Source organism: Anaeromyxobacter terrae (assembly GCF_022690685.1).
In the GTDB taxonomy this organism is placed as follows: Bacteria; Myxococcota; Myxococcia; order Myxococcales; family Anaeromyxobacteraceae; genus Anaeromyxobacter; species Anaeromyxobacter terrae.
The window spans coordinates 33081-49151 of the sequence record NZ_JALCYY010000003.1; the positions used below are offsets into that span (position 1 = coordinate 33081).

Sequence of the window (16071 nt, forward strand, 5' to 3'; positions counted from 1 at the left end):
CTCCCCCGCCCCGATGCCCAGATCTCCGCTCCCCGACCCCTCCGAAGCGTCCGACGAACCGCTCTCGAGCGAGAGCTTTCACGAGCTGCCTCCGGAGCTCGACGACGAGGAGTTCGACGTCGTCGACGTACCGACCGGGGACGAGCCCCTGCGCGCTCCGCGCGTCCCGCGCCGGCAGCTGCTCGCCGCTGGCGTGGGCGTGGCAGCGGTGACGCTCCTCGCCGGCGGGCTCCTCGGCTATCGCATCCACCATCGACGCGCGGTGCTCCAGGAGGGGCTCGCGCGGGCCGGCGCCCTGCTGCGGCTCGACACCGCAGCCGGATACCGCGGCGCCGCCAGGCTCCTCGAGCCGCTCGCCGAGCTCGATCCGCTCGAGGCCGGCGGGACGCGGGCGTTCGCGCTCGCGATGCTCGCGGCCGACTACCGGGACGCGGCGGCGGGGCGCACCGCGGAGCTCTTGCTCGTCGAGCCGATGCGGGCCGACGAGGTGCCCGCGCGAGCGAACCTCGCTGCGGCCGCCCTCGCGATCGGACGTCGCGAGGCGGGCGACGCGATGACGGCCGCCGTCCGCGCCGGGCCGCTGCCCGAGGCGCGCGTGCTCTCGGCGCGCATCGCCCTGCTCGCGGGGAACGTCGCCGCCGCCGTGGAGCCGGTCCAGGCCGCCGCCGAGGCCGGCGCGCCCGCCGGGCTCGCGCTCCGCGGCGACATCCTGCGGCGCACACGGCGCGACCTCGGCGCCGCCCGCGCGTCGTACGCCGCGGCCCTGTCCGCGTCACCCGCCCACCCGCGCGCCGCCTTCGGCCTCGCGAAGCTGGCGCTCTCCGGGAACGCCACGTCCGACGAGGCCGAGTCCGCGCTGCGGCGCCTCCTGGAAGATCGGGAAGGCACGCCCGGGCCCGAGCGCGGGCGCGCGGCGCTCCACCTCGCGGCGCTCCGCCTGCGGGCAGGGGATCGCACCGCCGCCGCCGCGGCGCTCGACGCGGCCGCGCTCGACGCGAGCGCGCGGAGCTGGGCGGAGCGCGGCGCCGCGGTCGAGGCGGCGCAGCGCGGGCCCTACCGCGCGGTGGAGGGCGCGCCGGCCGGGATCCGGAGCGCGAGCGACGACGACCCGCCCGTGCTCGCCGCCGTTCCACCCCCCCCCCCCCCCCCCCCCCCCCCCCCCGCGCCCCCCGCGCCCACCGCGAGGGCCGCCGGGTATGCGCCCGCGCCCAAGGCGAAGGCGACGACCGCGAAGCGCCCCGGGGTGAAGCCGACCGCGAAGGCGAAGGCGACGAGCGCGAAGAAGAAGCCGGGCTCCGCGCCGGCCAAGGGCGCGAAGCGCGCCGCTCTCGCGAAGCGCACCGCGGGCCCCACGACCTCGACGCGGCACTGAGGCGGAGACCAGTCGATCTGGATCGCTAATGCGGCGCACGCTGGCTGGCTGCGCCGACGCCATGGCGCGCCTCGCGACGCGACCAGATCAACCGGGCTCCGCGCTGCCCGCCCCGTCGTCGGCGAGATCCCGTCACCGTGAGTGATTGAACGCCTGCGGGGGCCCCCGCGGGCACGAGCGCGCGCACGCCCCACCGGCCGCCTGCCTGGCGGCGAGGCCGCACGGCCGCGCGTGCACGCCCGCCCGGCAGCACGTGCCTCGCCCTCGGGCATCCCCCACCCCCGCCTCGCTGGAATGCGCGATTTCCAGGCGGTCCGCTCGCGGCATGTCGGCTGCACAGGGAACCCGTCCGGACGCAACGGCCCTCGCCACCGCTCACCGGAGGAACCCTTGAAAAAGCTGCTGCTCTTCGCCGTCGCCGCCGCGCTCCCCGCGGCCGCGCTCGCTGCCGACGGGATCGACACGGGCGACACCGCGCTCGTGCTCGTCAGCGCCGGCCTCGTGATGCTCATGACCCCCGGTCTCGCCTTCTTCTACGGCGGGCTCGTCCGCTCCAAGAACGTCGTCCACACCATGAACCTCTCGATCGTGGTGATGGGGATCGCGGGCGTCATCTGGGCGCTCGTGGGGTACAGCCTCGCGTTCTCCCCGGGAGGCGCGCTCGACAAGGTGGTCGGCGGCCTCGGCTGGATCGGGCTGCGCGGCGTCGGCGCCGCGCCCGAGCCCTCGCTCGCGGCGACGGTCCCGCACTCTGCCTTCATGCTGTTCCAGGCGATGTTCGCGGTGATCACTCCCGCGCTCATCTCCGGCGCGATCGTCGAGCGCGTCCGCATGAAGGCGTACCTCCTGTTCGTCGCGCTCTGGAGCCTCGTCGTGTACGCGCCGGTCGCGCACTGGGTCTGGGCGCCGGGCGGCTGGCTGCGCGGCCTCGGCGTGCTCGACTTCGCCGGCGGGACGGTGGTGCACATCAACGCCGCCGCCGCCGCGCTCGTGGGCGCGATCCTGATCGGCAAGCGCCGCGGCCTGCGGATGCCGTCCGTGATGCCGCACAACGTGCCGTTCGCGATCCTCGGGATGGGCCTGCTCTGGTTCGGCTGGCTCGGGTTCAACGGCGGCAGCGCGCTCGCCGCGAACGGGCTCGCCGGCACCGGGTTCGTGAACACGTTCTTCGCGCCGGCGGCCGCGGCGCTGACCTGGGGCCTCCTCGAGCTGTTCCTCTACGGCAAGATGTCCGGCGTGGGCCTCGCCTCGGGCGCCGTGGCCGGCATGGTCGCCATCACCCCCGCCGCCGGGTTCATCCCGCCCATCTCCAGCCTCCTCATGGGCGGCCTCGCCGCGCTCGCCTCCTTCGGCGCGGTGCGTCTGCGCCCGCGGCTGGGCCTCGACGACTCCCTCGACGTCTTCGCCGTCCACGGCGTCGCGGCGACGCTCGGCGCGCTCCTCACCGGGGCGCTCGCCTCGACCGCCGTGAACTCCGCCGGCGCCGACGGCAGCCTCGCCCTCGTCGGGAAGCAGGCCGTGGGCGTCGCGGTGACGCTGGTCTACTCCGGGGTGGTCTCGTTCGCGCTCTACAAGCTCGTCGCGCTCGTCACCCCGCTCCGCGCGGACGAGCAGGACGAGTGGACGGGCCTCGATCAGGCCGAGGCGGGCGAGCGCGGGTACATCTCGACCGATCTCGAGTCGTCGGCCGGGGCCATCAGCCCTCACCACGCGCCTCCGGTCCCGGCTCCCCAGCCCGCGGGCACCACGGCGTAGCCCCCTCGCAGCTCCCTCCCCCCTCCGGAGACAGACCCTCGATGAAGACCGTCCTGAAGGCGCTCACAGTCGCCGCGCTCGTCCTCGCCGCGCCGGCCGCCCTGGCCACTCCCTCCACGACGATGTGGAGCCCGGCGACGACGTACGTGCAGCCGTACCTCGTGCCGCACCTCACGTACGACACCTACTTCGCGGAGCGCGGCGCGTACCAGATCGACACCGGCCTCACGATGGGCGTGCTGCCCTTCGAGAAGCTGCAGGGCGAGATCGGGTTCGACCTGTTCTACCCGGGGGTCACGAAGAACGGGTTCCTCGTCAACGCGAAGCTCGCCGTGCCGGAGGGTGCGCTCGGCGCGTACGCGCCCGGGCTCTCCTTCGGCGTCCAGAGCCTCGGGTTCGAGAAGGACGTGAACGACTACGACATCCTGCACGCGACGGTCGGGAAGACGTTCCCCGTCATCGGCAACCTCGCCGTGGGCGGGTACTACGGCCTGAACGACAAGCTGCTCGTGGACGAGAACGGCGACGCGGAGAACGCCGGGTTCATGGCGAGCTGGACCGGCCCGGAGCTCAAGCTCGGTGCGCCCGGGCTGCAGAAGATCGTCCCGGTCGCGGACGTGATGACCGGGCGGAGCTCGCTCGGCGCGGTGGGCCTCGGCGCGGCGCTCAGCTTCACGCCGTCGGTGGGGCTCATCACCGGCCCGGTGTTCTTCCTCAACTCCAGGGTGCAGCCGGGCGGCGCCGACTGGATGTGGTCGTTCCAGCTCGACGTGGACGTCGAGCTCCTGGCGAAGCGCTGAGCCGCTCGCGGGTGGGCCGCAGCGGTCCCGTGGGGTGCCTCCCGGAGACGGGGGGCGCCCCACGTCTTCGTTCGCAGGCGGCGAGGACGCTACGGCGCGAGCTGCGAGAGCAGGGTGTCGAACACGAACAGCTCGACGCGCTCGCGGTCCTCGGGAGAGAGCCCGATCATCTGGAACGAGACGCGCACGTTGCCCGCATTCGGCTTCGCGTCCGTCACGCGCGCGTGGCCGGACAGCGCCTCGGCGCCCGGCAGCCGGAGCGTGAAGCGGGCCTCGTCGCCGAGCGGCGGCGCCTTCGCGAGGAGGCAGGAGAATCCGCCGGTGGAGAGATCGAGCGTGATGGCGCGCTCGCGCGAGGTGAGGAGGTCGAGGTCGAGCTGGAGGGCGCGCGCGACACGGATCGCCTGGCGCGGCGGCTGCCCCGGAGCGACCGTGAGCCGCTGCGCCGCGAGGAGCGCCCGGGCGAGCTCGTCGCGGCCTGCGTGATAGTCGTCGCGGTCGACGCCGACGAGCGCGCCCTTGCGGGCCTTCTCGTGGAGGGTGCGGAAGGCGGCGAGCCAGGCGGCGAGGGTCGTCACGGCGGAGCTCCCTAGAGCGCCTTCTTGAGCTCGGGCGCGGGCTTGAAGCCGACGGTCTTGGTGGGCGCGATCCGGATCTCGGCGCCGGTCCGGGGGTTGCGGCCGACGCGGCCGGCGCGCTTCTTCACGGCGAAGGTGCCGAAGCCCGGCATGGTGAAGCGCTTGTCCTTGCGGATGCCTTTCGCGAGGTGCTCGAAGAGCGTGTCCACCAGGAGCGCGACCTGCCGCCGCGAGAGGTCGTCGTGAGCCGCCTGCACCTTCTCGATGAGCTCCGCCTTCGTCATCTGCGCTCCCGTCAGAGGCGCGGAAGCTAGCCTCGGCCCCGCGGGGCCGTCAAGCACCGCTCCAGCTTGACAGGCGCGCGCCCCGCGGCGCGCCCTCGCGGCGCCTCCTCGTGCGCGGTCCGCCCCCGGCGCCCGTGCGCCGCCCGCGCCGGGGAGGCCCCACCCTCAGGCGAGACCGAGGACGCGCCGCGCCTCGGCAGGCGTCGCGACCTCACGCCCGGCGCGCGCGGCGAGGTTCACCGCGAGCGACACGAGCTCGTCGGAGCCCTTCGCGAGCACGCCCTTCGCGGCGTACAGGTTGTCCTCGAGGCCGACGCGCACGTGGCCTCCGAGCGCGAGCGAGAGCTCCACCATCGGGAGCTGGAAGCGCCCCACCCCGGCGATGCTCCAGTGCGTCCGCTCCGGGAGCCCGTCGAGCAGGAAACGGACGTTCCGCTCGCTCGCGGACATGCCGCCCGGGACGCCGAGCACGAACTGCACGTGATAGGGGGCGGCCAGGTGGCCCTTCTCGAGGAGCCAGCGGAGGGTATCGAGCATCCCCGCGTCGTAGACCTCGCACTCCGGAACGAGCCGCCGCTCGCGCAGGCGGCCCGCGATGCGGACGATGTCGGGGCGGGTGTTCTGGAACACCGCGTCCCCGAAGTTCATGGTGCCGAGGTTGAGCGTGCCCATCTCGGCGCCGTCCACGAGCGACCCGAGCCGCTCGTCCACCGACATGCCGACCGCGCCGCCGGTGGAGCACTGGACGACGACGTCGCTGCCCGCCTGGCGGATGCGATCGATGATCTCGCGGAAGTGCTCGGGCTGCTGCGAGGCGCGGCCGTCCGGCCAGCGCGCGTGCAGGTGGACCGCCGCGGCGCCCGCGCGCCAGGCGTCCACGGCCGCCCGCGCGATCTCCGCGGGCGTGTAGGGCACGGCGGGGTTCTGCTCGCGCGTCACCTCGGCGCCGACCACGGCGGCGGTGACGATCACCTTCTCGGCCATGTGTCCTCCTTCTTGCGGGGGCTGCGCCCCCGCCCCGCCGACGGCTGGCCGCCGTGCGCCACCGCGGGCGGCTTCGCCGCTATCGCGGGGGCGCCCCAGCGGGCTCGCTTCGCTCGCCTGTTCGCGAAGCTCGATCCTTCATGACGAACGTCGCCGAATCATGACGCCCGCTACCGCGGGAACCGCTGCTTGTCCTTTGGCACGACGCAGGTGCCGGTCGCCCGGCAGACCACGACCGGAGGCGCGAGCACCTCGGCGGCGCTGTCGGACAGGTCCGGGCGCGGCGAGACGACCTTGCGGGCCTCGAACCGCATCGCGCGCGAGGTGTTCCCCGCCTTCACGATCTCCCCCTCCGCCTCGACGTAGTCGCCCGCGTGGACGGGGGCGAGGAACTCGACCGCGTCGTACGCGCGGAAGAGCCCCTCGTCGCCGTCGTGGCGGATGAGGAGCTCGGTGGCCACGTCGCCGAAGAGCGCGAGCATCCGCGCGCCGTCGACGAGCGCGCCGCCGTAGTGCGCGTCGGCCTGGGACATGCGCAGCCGGATCGTCACCTTCTCGTGCAGCGCCATCAGTGCATCTCCTTGCCCATGCGCTTCAGCACCGCGCCGACGATGAAGTTCGCGACCTCGGACGGCTTCGTGCCCGGGCCGAAGCCGGCGTCGTAGCCGAGCTCGACGGCGAGGCGGTGGTCGATGCGCGGCCCGCCCAGGATCGCGGTCACCCGCCCCCGGATCCCGAGCCGCTCGAGCTCGCCGAGGAGCTGCCGCGCGTTCTCTTTGTGAACGTCTCGCTGGGTCACGACCTGCGAGACGAGCACCGCGTCCGCCTCGCGCTCCTTGCAGATGCGCGCGAGTTCGGCGTTCTCCACCTGCGCGCCGAGGTTCGCCGCCTCGAAGCAGGCGTAGCGCTCGAGGCCGTAGTCGCCGGCGAAGCCCTTCATGTTCATGATCGCGTCGATGCCCACCGCGTGCGCGTCGGAGCCCGTGCACGCGCCGATGACGACGATCCGCCGCCCGACCTCGCGCAGCGCGTACTCGTTGAGTTCGTCGAAGCCCTTCTTGCGGACGACCACCTCGGGGACGGAGAGGGCGGCGTAGTCCACGGACACCGAGGTCCGACCGTAGACGACGAAGAACGTGTAGCGCTCCGCCGCCGGCTCCATCGCGGCGACGTGCACCTGCTCCATGCCCATCTTGCGGGCGACCTCGGCCGCGGCCTCCCGCGCCCGCTCCCCCGGCGGCACCGGCAGGACGAACGAGAGCTGGACCACGCCGTCGTCGCGGCGATCGCCGTAGGGGCGCAGCATCTGCCCCGGCTCCCAGTCGCGCGGCCTCACGCCTGCCCTCCGATCTTGGCGGTCTGCACGAGCGTGCGGTACGCCTCGACCGCCTCCGCCGACGCGGGCGAGCGCGCGGTGAAGAAGATCCGGTACTGCGTGCCGCCGTCGCAGGCGGCGTACGCCCACACGTGCCACCCGCCGGAGTCGCCCTCGAGGGTGACGGCGCTGACCCCGGCGAGCCGGGTCGGGTGCCGGCGCATCCGCTCGAACGCGGCGCCGCGCTTCAGCACCTCGTCGGCGCCGGCGAGGCAGGCCGGCTCGTCCGCGTAGCTCGTGCCGGGGGTCGAGATCTCCACCCGCGCCGCGCCGTCCGGCGCCTCGAGCGTGAGGTGCTGCTCGCCGCCGGACGCACGCCAGCCGGCCGGCGCCTCGAAGCGGAGCGCGTGGACGGTGTAGACGAGCCAGCCCTCGCGGCCGCTCGGCGCGCCCCTCGGCGCGGGCGAGAGCGCCTGCCGGAGGGAGGCGCAACCGGAGAGCGTCGCGACGGCGACGCAGAGGAGGAAGGCGGCGGCGCGGGTGGCGCGCGCCCGGGACGCGGAGCGGCTCATCTCGCCTCCATGAGCTCGAGGAACGGGTTGAAGTAGCGGGGGCCGCGCTCGAGGACGCCGGCGAGCCCCTTGCCGCCGTCCTCCTCGCGGGCGACGTCGCCGAAGCGCGCCTTCCCGATGGCCTGGAAGAGCCCGTCGCGGGCGACCTCCTCGAGGAGCGCCAGCGCCTCCCGGAGGGTCTCCTGGGCGCGGCGCTGGACCACGCCGTCGGGCCGGAACGTGATCTCCGCGCCCATCGACCGCCAGGCCCGGTACACGTAGTCGGCGCTCTTCAGCGCGACGTAGCGATCCATGAGGAAGGGGTTGTGCATCGCCTCGGTCATCATGCCGAGGAGCTGGATCCCCTGCCCCGTCACGTACCCGACGACGTCCGCCATGACGTCGTAGGCGTGGCTGAAGAAGATGTCGCCCTGCTTGTGCTTCGTGGGCGGCATGTACTTGATGGGCGCCTCGGGGAAGAGCGTGCGCACGAGGAGCGCCTGCGCGAACTCGCGGGCGACGGTGTCCTCGCGGCCCGGGTCGATCTCGAACGAGTGGCCGAGGCCGATGAGCCGGTCGGGCAGGCCGGCGCGGTGGGCGAAGCTCTCGTTCACGAACTGCGAGGCGATGACGGTGTGCGCCGCCTCGTCCGCGTCGGCGGTGGTGATGTAGTTGTCCTCGCCGGTGTTGATGATGACGTCCGCGAGCGCGCAGATGCGGCGCGAGAAGTGCTGATCGCAGAGCGTCCGCTTCATGTTGATGTCGCGGAAGAGGATGCCGTACATCGCGTCGTTGAGCAGCATGTCGAGCCGCTCCCACGCCGCAGCGAACGCGATCTCCGGCATGCAGAGGCCGGAGGAGTAGTTCGTGAGGTGCACGTAGCGCTTCAGGCGGCGCGACTCGTCGTCGAGCGCCTCGCGCATGATGCGGAAGTTCTCCTGCGTCGCGTAGGTGCCGCCGTAGCCCTCCGTGGTGGCGCCGTGCGGCACGTAGTCGAGCAGCGACTGCGCGGTGGAGCGGATGACCGCGATGACGTCCGCGCCGGCCTGGGCGGCCGCGAGGGCCTGCTCCACGTCGTCGTGGATGTTGCCGGTCGCGACGATGAGGTACTTGTGCGGCCGGGGGCCGACCCCCAGCTCGTCCTTGAGGGCGTTGCGCCGGCGCACGCGGGCGCGGAGCTCGTCCACGTTCGCGCGCGCCTCGCGGCGCATCTCCTCGAGCATGGCCCGCTCCTCCGCCTCGGGGAGCGGCTCCGGGTTCGCGGGCAGGGCCACGAGCCGCTCGACCACGCCCATCGGATCGGTCGCGCCGCGCCGCAGCGCGTAGCCCATCCAGTAGGCGGCGCCGCGGCCGAGGAGCCGCTTCTCGTGGAGCGCGTCCACCGCGAGGTTCACGAGCGGCACGCCGCGCGGGCCCGCGTCGTGCAGCCCGTAGAGGCGCAGCACCGTGCGCTCGATGGAGACCGTCGAGTGGCGGCCGACGAAGCCCAGGACCTGCGCGGTGACCTGGTCGGCGAGGGCGCGGCAGCGGTCGACGGCGGCGCGATCGAGCGGAAGGTCCGGGACGTGGCGACCGTCGGTGAGCAGCATGGCGGATGGATTAGGCCGGACGGCCCGCGAGGGCAAGGTTCCGGCCGGGCCTCGGCGGGGCGTCAGGCGCGGCGTGCGGGTGGGTCCGCCCGGACGCCCTCGCAGACGTTCCCGTCGTCTCCGCCGACACGGACGCGCACGAGCGCGCCGCGCACGTCTCCCGCCGCCGGATCCGCTGGCCAGCACACCGTCGCGTACTCGCGCGAGGTTCCCCGCGCGACGCCGTCCTTCACGCGCTCGACCACCACCTCCACCTCCCGCCCGCGCAGGCCCGCGAGGAAGGCGCGCCAGCGGCGGTCGGACAGGCGGATGAGCTCCTGGGCCCGGGCGCGCGCGACGGCGGCGGGGACGGCGCCCGGGAGCGCGGCCGCGACCGTTCCGGGCCGGGGCGAGAACGGGAAGACGTGGAGGTACGCGAGCGGGAGCGCCTCGACGAGCGCGACGGTGGCGCGGTGGTCCACGTCGGTCTCGCCGGGGAAGCCGGTGAGGACGTCCGCGCCGAGGCACGCGCCGGGGAGGCGCGCCGCGGCCTCCGTCACCGCACGGCGGTAGCCGTCGGCGCGATACGGCCGGCGCATGGCGGCGAGCACGCGATCCGAGCCGCTCTGGAGCGGCAGGTGGAGGTGCGCGCAGAGCGACGGTGAGACCTCCGGATCGGCGAGGAGCTCCTGCGGGACCTCCAGCGGCTCGATGGACGAGAGGCGGAGCCGCGCCGCCAGCCCGCGGCGGACGGCGGCGCGGACGAGCTCCGCGAGCGAGCGGCGCGGGGCGAGCTCGCGCCCGTAGGCGCCGAGGTGGACGCCGGTGAGGACGACCTCCGGATTCCGCGCGCCGAGCAGCGCGAGCCGGCGGAGCGCCTCGTCGAACGGGAGGGAGCGCGAGTCTCCGCGCGCGAGCGGAACGATGCAGTAGCTGCAGCGGGCGTCGCAGCCGTCCTGGATCTTGAGGAACGGGCGGGTGTGACGGGCGCGGACGACGGGCGCTTCGCCCCACGCCGCGTGCCCCGCCGGCTCGCCGGCCGCGTCCGGCCCATCGGTCCCCTGGCCGCGGGCCACGAGCCGCGCGACCGTGCCCGCGACCTCTCCCTGCGAGCGCGCGCCGACCACCGCCGCGACCCCGGGCAGCGCGGCGAGCACCTCGGGCCGCAGCTGCGCGTAGCAGCCGGCCGCGACGATCGCCGCCCCCGGGTGCTCGCGCGCGGCCCGGCGGATCGCCTGGCGGGCGGCCGAGTCGGCGTCCGCCGTGATGGTGCAGGTGTTCACCACGACCACGTCGGCGCGCTCGCCTTTGCGCGCGATCGCGACCCCTTCGCCGAGCGCGCTCGCGACGGCGTCGGCGTCGGCCCGGCTCACCCGGCAGCCGAGCGCGACGATCGCCACCCGCGGGCGGAGCCGCTCAGACGATGCGTCCACCGCCGAGCACCTCGTCGCCGTCGTAGAAGACCGCCGCCTGGCCCGGCGCGACCCCGCGGACCGGCTTCGCGAGCCGGACCTCCACCCCGTCGCCTGCCGGCGTCACCGTCCCGAGCTCGCCCTCGTGGCGGTGGCGGACCTTCACGCGCGCGGCGAGCGCGCCCGGAGGCGACGCGCCCGCGACCCAGCGCACCTCGGCGACCGCGAAGCGATCGCGCGAGGCCTCGTCGGAGCTGCCCACCACGACGCGCGCCGTCTCCGGCTCGAGCCGCACGACGTAGCGGGGCGCGGGGCCGGCGAGCCCGAGCCCGCGCCGCTGGCCGACCGTGAAGCGGTGCACACCGTCGTGCCGCCCCAGCACCTCGCCCTCGGTGGACACGATCTCGCCCGCCCGCACCTGCCCCGGGGCCCTGAGGGCCACGAAGTCGCCGGCGTCGCCCTGGGTGACGAAGCAGATCTCCTGCGACTCCGCCTTCTCGGCGTTGGGCAGGCCCGCCCTCGCCGCGGCGGCGCGGACGTCGCGCTTCGCCAGGGCGCCGACCGGGAACATCACGTCCTCGAGCGCGTCCTGGCCGAGGCCGTAGAGGAAGTAGGTCTGGTCCTTCGCCGGATCGCCCGCGGTGCAGAGCGCGAGCCGGCCGCCGCGCCTCTCGACGCGCGCGTAGTGCCCCGTCGCGAGCTTCGCGCCGAGGGCGCGCGCGCGGGCGAGCAGCCAGTCGAACTTCACGTCCGAGTTGCACGCCACGCACGGGTTCGGCGTGCGGCCCTCGACGTAGTCGCGCACGAACGGATCGATGACCCTCTCGCGGAAGCGTGCCTCCACGTTCGCCACGTAGAACGGGATGCCCAGCCGTCGCGCCGCCGCCCGGGCGTCCTCGAGGTCGTCGGGGGCGCAGCAGGAGCGGCCGCGCCGGGCGTCGGAGTAGTCGGCGACGCGCATGGACACGCCGATGACCTCGTGCCCCTCGGCGACGAGGAGCGCGGCGGCGGTGGAGGAGTCGACTCCACCGGAGAGGGCGACGAGGACGCGCATCGGTCGAAAGGCCTCGGCGGGCGGTGTACTCGCGCCGGCCGCCGGGATCAAGCGAGGGTGGCGGCGGGCGTGGTGCTGCCGGCCGTGGGGTGATCGGCCGGCCGGACCGGGATCTCGAGCACGAACTTGGAGCCGGTGAACTGGCGGGTGAGGGAGCCGGGCTGGGTGCGCGGCGGGCTCTCCACCCAGACGCGCCCGCCGTGGGCCTCGGCGATGCGGCGCGCCACCGGCAGGCCGAGCCCCGAGCCCGGCGCCCTCGCTTCCTCCCGCCCGCGCGCGTGCGCGTGGTGGAGCGGCTCGAAGATGCGCTCCTGCTCCCCGTCGCGGATGCCCGGCCCCTGGTCGTACACGGTGTAGCGGAGCTTGCCCGGCGGGCGCGTGACCTCCACCAGCACCTCGCCGCCGTGGGGCGAGAACTTCACCGCGTTCGAGACGAGGTTCGCGACCGCCTGGCGGAGCTTGCGGGGATCGGCGACGACCTCCCCTCCGCCGCCGTGCGCGACGACCACGTGGAGGCGCGCGTCGCGGATCATCGAGCGCTGCTCCGCGACCGCCTCGTCGGCGAGCCGGTCCGGATCCACCGGGCCCGCGAGGACGGGCGCCTGGCCCGCCTCCAGGCTGGCGAAGTCGGAGAGATTGTCGACGATCCGCGTGAGGCGGGTCACCGACTGGATCATCGAGTCGACGACCCGCCGCTGCTGCGGGGACATGGGGCCGAGCTTCTCGGACGAGAGGATGCGCAGGTACCCGGCGAGCGGCGTGAGGGGCGTCGAGAGCTCGTGCGCGAGGTTGTGCATGAACGCGCTCTTCAGCTCGTCCAGCTCGACGAGCCGGGCGCCCGCCCGCCGGGCGCCGGTGAGCGCGGACTCGAGGTGCGAGGCCATGAGGCCCGAGAGCGCGCGCAGCCGCTCTCGCTCGCCCTCGGCGGGCAGCCGCTCGCGCTTGCCCTCGAGGAACTCGCGGACCTCCGCGACGAGCCTGCCGTCGAGGCGATCGCGCTCAAGGAAGCCGTCCGCGCCCGCGGCGAGCGCGACGTCGTGATCGTCGCGCGACTCGCCCACGGCGACGATGGGCACCTCCTCGAGCGCCTTCTCGCGCTTGAGCCGCGCGGCGAGCTCGAAGCCCTCGAGGTCGGGCAGGTGGACGTCGGCGAGGATGAGATCGGGCCGGGACGTGAGGGCGCGCTCGATCCCCTCGAGCCCGGACGCGCTCGTGTCGACCACGTAGCCGTCCTGCTCCAGGCGGGTCTTCACCCGCGCCCGGATGTCGGCGTCTCCCTCGATGCACAGCACGCGGCGCGGCATGTGGTTCGCCCCGCCTGAATTATAAGCTTCGCCCTTCCGCGCCCCACCATCGACGGAGGGCGATCGAGAGCTGCTCCTCGTCGTTCTCCTCGGGGTGCTCGAGCACCCTTTCGAGCAGGTGACGGAGCGCCTCGCCGACGTGGGGTCCCGGGCTGGCGCCCAGGATCCGCATCACGGCGCGTCCGTCGAGCGCGAGGTCCTGCGGCGTGAGCGGATCGCCGTCGCGCCGGATCCGGGCGATCGTCTCGGCCAGCGCCTCGATCTCCCGCCGCGCGGCCTCCGCCTGCGCGGGGGCGAGCGCGGCGGCCTCGGCGCGCGCGAGCTCGATGAGCGGCGCCGCGCGGGACGGCCCCGCCGCGGAGAGCCAGCGCCTGACCTCCACGGCCGAGACCGGGAGCCCGTGCGCCCGGCCGCCGAGTCGGCAGGCGTGCGCGCGCACGAGAGTGGCGGTCTCATCCGAGACCCGGCGCGACAGGCGCAGGTGCAGGAGCGTGCGCCCGACGTCGTCCGGCGGGAGCGCGTGCAGGAGCGCGGCGAGCCGGAGCGCCGGCTCGGCGGGCGTCGCGGCGAGCACCGCGATGGCGTGCTCGACCTCCTCCGCCGGGCGCGCCGCGAGCGCCGGGAGGACGGTCGCGAGGAGGCCGGTCGCGCGCATGAGCTCGACCGCCCGCGCGGCGTCGGGGGCGACGACGAGACGGGTGAGCTCGTCGGCGATGCGCTCCAGGGAGACCTTGCGCACGACGGGCAGGGCGCCCGGGATGGCGGCCTGGGTAGCCGGGTCGAGGTCGTAGCCCAGCTGGGCGGCGAAGCGGACCGCCCGCATCGGGCGCAGCCCGTCCTCGCCGAAGCGGGCGACCGGATCGCCGACCGCGCGGACGAGCCGCCGCCGGAGGTCGGCCTCGCCGCCGAACGGATCGCGCAGCTCCCCGGCGAGCGGATCGAAGGCGAGCGCGTTCATCGTGAAGTCGCGCCGCGCGAGATCCGCCTCGAGGTCCTCGTGGAAGGTGACCGACTCCGGCCGCCGGCCGTCCGTGTAAGCGCCCTCGCCGCGGAAGGTCGTGACCTCGATCGGCTCGCCGTCCACGAGCACCGTCACCGTGCCGTGCTCGATGCCGGTGGGGATGACCCGGGGGAAGAGCGCCGCGACCTCGTCCGGCCGGGCGGGCGTCGCCACGTCGAAGTCGTTGGCGTCGCGACCGCGGTGGAGGAGGAGGTCGCGGACCGCGCCGCCGACGAGCCAGGACCGGTGTCCGGCCGCGCCGAGCCGGCGCAGGACGTGGAGGACGGACTCCGGGAAGGTGGCGCGCGCGAGGGCGTCCGGGAGAGGCATCGTCAGTGCGTGAGGCCGCGCTCCTGCTCCGCGCGGTCGAGGAGCCGGAAGTAGAGGCGGATGAGGGCCAGCCGCGCCTCCGGCGCGAGCCCGTCCACGGCGAGGCGGGCGACCTCCAGCGGATCCCGGCAGATCGAGAGGAGCACCTCGCCGATCTCGTCCGCGTCCTCGCGGGCGACGGCGCGATCCGCGACGGCGAACGCCTCGCGGATCTGCTCCGCGTCGAACAGCAGGTGGTGGCCGCGGAGGCCTTCCTGGATGCGGAGGGACAGGTGCCCCGGCGCGAGCTTGTCGTCCATCGAGATCCCCTCCCCGCTGCGCCGCCACCATGCCGCCCCGCGTGGGCGCGTGCAAGCGGAGAAGCGCGGGCGCGCCCGGTGGTATCGAGCGGTTCCGCGCAGCGCTTGCGGCGCGGTGTGAAGCGGACGAGGAGCTGCCGCGCCGGACGCACGAGCGCCTCCCGGTGGATCGGACGCCAGCGGTGGCCTCGCGGCGGCGCCGGCGCGCGGTGGTGCTCGCCTCCGCCCGGTCGGACGGAGGGACCCTCGCCGTCCGGCGCGCGAAAGCGCCGCAGCCGCCGCGGAGCTCCTCCGTCGGGGTCGCCACACGGGAACGCGGACGCGCGGAAACCACCGCTCCCGCAGCGGCGCATACTCGCATCGAGACCAGGAAGGAGGTGTGGCTCATGGCCCGTCCTGGAATCGAGGTGAGCGGCTGGGACGTGCGGTGGACCGGCGACGAGCTCGCGGAGAGCTACGAGGAGCTCGGTGAGCTCGAGGCCCTCGTCGAAGGCGTCGCCGCCGACGAGGCGACCGGTGAAGGCGGCGAGATCGAGCTCGTCGCGACGCTGGAGGGACGCGGCGCCCGGGCCGAGGGCGCGCGCGCGCCCGCAGCGGCACCGCCGAGGACCGAGCCCCCCGAGGACGCCGAGACCTTCGCGATCGCTCCCGAGCTGGAGCTGCTCGACGCGCTCGCGGAGTACGGAAGCGCCGAGGCGGCGCGCGACGAGGGGGAAGGCGACGGCGGCGAGAAAGCCCCGCTCGTCATCGCCTTCCTCGGCTGAACGCGCAGAGGCGTGGGAGCAGCGGCCCGGCTCCCGCGCTGCGGCCGCCCGAGCCGGTCGCGCTACGACGCGTGCGGCTGCGAGATCTCGCGCGACGCGACCTCCCTGAGCGTGCGCCCCGCGATCTCCTCGTCCTCCTCCTCCGCGATGTCCGACAGGCTGATGACGCCCTGCAGCCTGCCCTCCTCGTCGCAGACCATGATGCGGGACTTGCGGTGCTCCCGCATGAGCCGCTCGGCGTCGCGCAGATCGTCGCCGATCTTGCAGCTCACGACCTCCGCGGTCATGACGTCCTCGAGCTTCGCGTCCGGCGGGCGCCCCTCGGCGAGGACCCGGAGCGCGAGATCGCGATCCGTCAGCGTGCCGACCGGCTCGTCCGCCTCGTTGCAGACGGGCACGAAGCCGATGTTCTCCTCCTTCATGAGGCGCGCGCAGTCGCGCGCCGTGTCGTCCGGCCGGCAGCACATCGCCGACTTCATCACCGTCTCCACCCTGGCCATGGTTCCTCCTCGCCCTCGCTGCGGGCGTCCTCCGCGAGTGCTCCCGCCGGGACGTTGAGGCGTGCGCGCCAGGGGTGCAACGCGCGGACGCGAGAGCGCGCGGTGGGCCGCGGCTCGCCCGCACGTCCGGCGCCACGACGGCCGCCGGAGCTCCGCCCTGGCGGCCCGCTGCATCACGGAGCGCAGGGTCCGCCCGGGGCG

General features: G+C 74.8%; 17 protein-coding genes. 4 read left to right on the forward strand and 13 right to left on the reverse strand.

All coding sequences use genetic code 11. From position 1 onward, the window contains the following. Positions 1–13 precede the first annotated feature (13 nt). From MNY62_RS01860 to MNY62_RS01870, 3 genes are all read left to right on the forward strand, one after another. A complete protein-coding gene (locus MNY62_RS01860; protein ID WP_242342390.1) occupies positions 14–1372 on the forward strand; it encodes a hypothetical protein in 1359 nt (452 codons plus the stop codon). A gap of 390 nt (positions 1373–1762) precedes the next feature. Further along, positions 1763–3127: an ammonium transporter gene (locus MNY62_RS01865; RefSeq protein ID WP_242342391.1), complete on the forward strand. Its 1365-nt coding sequence runs from the start codon at positions 1763–1765 to the stop codon at positions 3125–3127. Positions 3128–3168: 41 nt separating this feature from the next. Then, the gene (locus MNY62_RS01870; RefSeq protein WP_242342392.1) at positions 3169–3927 is read left to right on the forward strand and encodes a hypothetical protein; all 759 of its coding nucleotides are present in this window, start codon (positions 3169–3171) and stop codon (positions 3925–3927) included. Positions 3928–4016: 89 nt separating this feature from the next. Here the strand turns inward: MNY62_RS01870 and MNY62_RS01875 are convergent, their stop codons facing one another. The 12 genes from MNY62_RS01875 to MNY62_RS01930 all read right to left on the reverse strand — a co-directional run bounded on the left by MNY62_RS01875 (position 4017) and on the right by MNY62_RS01930 (position 14606). Beyond that, positions 4017–4505, reverse strand: coding sequence for a PilZ domain-containing protein (locus MNY62_RS01875; RefSeq protein ID WP_242342393.1), 489 nt, complete (start codon positions 4503–4505; stop codon positions 4017–4019). Between the two features lie 11 nt (positions 4506–4516). Continuing rightward, positions 4517–4789: an HU family DNA-binding protein gene (locus MNY62_RS01880; RefSeq protein ID WP_242342394.1), complete on the reverse strand. Its 273-nt coding sequence runs from the start codon at positions 4787–4789 to the stop codon at positions 4517–4519. 165 nt (positions 4790–4954) lie between these two features. Continuing rightward, on the reverse strand, positions 4955–5773 hold the full coding sequence (locus MNY62_RS01885) for a BKACE family enzyme (protein ID WP_242342395.1): 819 nt from the start codon (positions 5771–5773) through the stop codon (positions 4955–4957). A 170-nt stretch (positions 5774–5943) separates the two neighbouring features. Next, complete coding sequence (gene kal / locus MNY62_RS01890) at positions 5944–6342, reverse strand: 3-aminobutyryl-CoA ammonia lyase (protein ID WP_242342396.1); 399 nt, start codon at positions 6340–6342, stop codon at positions 5944–5946. After that, complete coding sequence (kamE, locus tag MNY62_RS01895; RefSeq protein ID WP_408628813.1) at positions 6342–7079, reverse strand: lysine 5,6-aminomutase subunit beta; 738 nt, start codon at positions 7077–7079, stop codon at positions 6342–6344. Before kamE ends, kal begins: the two co-directional genes overlap by 1 nt. Positions 7080–7105: 26 nt before the next feature. After that, positions 7106–7660, reverse strand: coding sequence for a hypothetical protein (locus MNY62_RS01900; RefSeq protein ID WP_242342398.1), 555 nt, complete (start codon positions 7658–7660; stop codon positions 7106–7108). Beyond that, a complete protein-coding gene (gene kamD, locus MNY62_RS01905; protein ID WP_242342399.1) occupies positions 7657–9228 on the reverse strand; it encodes a lysine 5,6-aminomutase subunit alpha in 1572 nt (523 codons plus the stop codon). Before kamD ends, MNY62_RS01900 begins: the two co-directional genes overlap by 4 nt. Positions 9229–9290: 62 nt before the next feature. Continuing rightward, complete coding sequence (locus MNY62_RS01910) at positions 9291–10640, reverse strand: MiaB/RimO family radical SAM methylthiotransferase (protein WP_242342400.1); 1350 nt, start codon at positions 10638–10640, stop codon at positions 9291–9293. Continuing rightward, on the reverse strand, positions 10624–11673 hold the full coding sequence (mnmA, locus tag MNY62_RS01915; protein WP_242342401.1) for a tRNA 2-thiouridine(34) synthase MnmA: 1050 nt from the start codon (positions 11671–11673) through the stop codon (positions 10624–10626). The genes MNY62_RS01910 and mnmA overlap by 17 nt, the downstream gene beginning before the upstream one ends. Positions 11674–11720: 47 nt before the next feature. Continuing rightward, positions 11721–12977 (reverse strand): hybrid sensor histidine kinase/response regulator, encoded by a 1257-nt coding sequence (locus MNY62_RS01920; RefSeq protein ID WP_242342402.1) that lies wholly within the window; start codon positions 12975–12977, stop codon positions 11721–11723. A gap of 19 nt (positions 12978–12996) precedes the next feature. Next, the gene (locus MNY62_RS01925) at positions 12997–14307 is read right to left on the reverse strand and encodes a CCA tRNA nucleotidyltransferase (protein ID WP_242342403.1); all 1311 of its coding nucleotides are present in this window, start codon (positions 14305–14307) and stop codon (positions 12997–12999) included. A gap of 2 nt (positions 14308–14309) precedes the next feature. Then, the gene (locus MNY62_RS01930; RefSeq protein WP_242342404.1) at positions 14310–14606 is read right to left on the reverse strand and encodes a hypothetical protein; all 297 of its coding nucleotides are present in this window, start codon (positions 14604–14606) and stop codon (positions 14310–14312) included. 386 nt (positions 14607–14992) lie between these two features. Between MNY62_RS01930 and MNY62_RS01935 the strand changes: the two genes are divergently transcribed. Further along, positions 14993–15370 carry a hypothetical protein gene (locus tag MNY62_RS01935; RefSeq protein ID WP_242342405.1) on the forward strand — a complete coding sequence of 126 codons (378 nt, stop codon included), beginning with the start codon at positions 14993–14995 and terminating at the stop codon, positions 15368–15370. 62 nt (positions 15371–15432) lie between these two features. On the opposite strand, the gene MNY62_RS01940 is transcribed toward MNY62_RS01935, so the two are convergent. Then, on the reverse strand, positions 15433–15870 hold the full coding sequence (locus MNY62_RS01940) for a CBS domain-containing protein (protein WP_242342406.1): 438 nt from the start codon (positions 15868–15870) through the stop codon (positions 15433–15435). Between the last annotated feature and the right edge of the window lie 201 nt (positions 15871–16071).

What these genes read in the sequence shown, in the direction of transcription:
- MNY62_RS01860 (WP_242342390.1), top strand. Translation starts at nt 14, where the DNA reads ATGCCCAGATCTCCGCTCCCCGACCCCTCCGAAGCGTCCGACGAACCG.
- MNY62_RS01870 (WP_242342392.1), top strand. Translation starts at nt 3,169, where the DNA reads ATGAAGACCGTCCTGAAGGCGCTCACAGTCGCCGCGCTCGTCCTCGCC.
- MNY62_RS01880 (WP_242342394.1), bottom strand. Translation starts at nt 4,789, where the DNA reads ATGACGAAGGCGGAGCTCATCGAGAAGGTGCAGGCGGCTCACGACGAC.
- MNY62_RS01885 (WP_242342395.1), bottom strand. Translation starts at nt 5,773, where the DNA reads ATGGCCGAGAAGGTGATCGTCACCGCCGCCGTGGTCGGCGCCGAGGTG.
- kal (WP_242342396.1), bottom strand. Translation starts at nt 6,342, where the DNA reads ATGGCGCTGCACGAGAAGGTGACGATCCGGCTGCGCATGTCCCAGGCC.
- kamE (WP_408628813.1), bottom strand. Translation starts at nt 7,079, where the DNA reads ATGCTGCGCCCCTACGGCGATCGCCGCGACGACGGCGTGGTCCAGCTC.
- MNY62_RS01900 (WP_242342398.1), bottom strand. Translation starts at nt 7,660, where the DNA reads ATGAGCCGCTCCGCGTCCCGGGCGCGCGCCACCCGCGCCGCCGCCTTC.
- kamD (WP_242342399.1), bottom strand. Translation starts at nt 9,228, where the DNA reads ATGCTGCTCACCGACGGTCGCCACGTCCCGGACCTTCCGCTCGATCGC.
- mnmA (WP_242342401.1), bottom strand. Translation starts at nt 11,673, where the DNA reads ATGCGCGTCCTCGTCGCCCTCTCCGGTGGAGTCGACTCCTCCACCGCC.
- MNY62_RS01920 (WP_242342402.1), bottom strand. Translation starts at nt 12,977, where the DNA reads ATGCCGCGCCGCGTGCTGTGCATCGAGGGAGACGCCGACATCCGGGCG.
- MNY62_RS01925 (WP_242342403.1), bottom strand. Translation starts at nt 14,307, where the DNA reads ATGCCTCTCCCGGACGCCCTCGCGCGCGCCACCTTCCCGGAGTCCGTC.
- MNY62_RS01930 (WP_242342404.1), bottom strand. Translation starts at nt 14,606, where the DNA reads ATGGACGACAAGCTCGCGCCGGGGCACCTGTCCCTCCGCATCCAGGAA.
- MNY62_RS01935 (WP_242342405.1), top strand. Translation starts at nt 14,993, where the DNA reads ATGGCCCGTCCTGGAATCGAGGTGAGCGGCTGGGACGTGCGGTGGACC.
- MNY62_RS01940 (WP_242342406.1), bottom strand. Translation starts at nt 15,870, where the DNA reads ATGGCCAGGGTGGAGACGGTGATGAAGTCGGCGATGTGCTGCCGGCCG.